Below are 258 nucleotides of genomic sequence, written 5' to 3'. Positions count from 1 at the left end.
ATAGATAAAGGTAATCCAAGCAACTCTCAAATTCGGCAACAAGTTGACCATGTTATTATAAACAACAACGGCAGAATAATTGGTAGAAACGGTGAACCTATTAAGGGCACAATTAAAGATAATTGGGATCAAGCACATATCCCACTTAAGGAGTATGAACAATGGAACAAGTGGAATTCACCGAAATAAAATATCCAGACATGAGAAATAACCTAATTGCTTATACAGAATCATTATCGGATTCAGAGTATCAACGTC

1 protein-coding gene is annotated in these 258 nt (G+C 35.3%); it reads left to right on the top strand.

Annotated features, from left to right (window positions below; all coding sequences use genetic code 11):
* A partial coding sequence (locus AAEZ05_RS29240) for a hypothetical protein (protein ID WP_350650119.1) occupies positions 1 to 189 on the top strand: 189 nt, incomplete at its 5' end.
* Positions 190 to 258: the final 69 nt, after the last annotated feature.

Source organism: Pseudomonas sp. HY13-MNA-CIBAN-0226 (genome assembly GCF_040310305.1).
Lineage (GTDB): Bacteria > Pseudomonadota > Gammaproteobacteria > Pseudomonadales > Pseudomonadaceae > Aquipseudomonas > Aquipseudomonas gregormendelii.
Note: the sequence above shows the minus strand (reverse complement) of the source record. Positions and strands in the feature narration are given on the sequence as shown.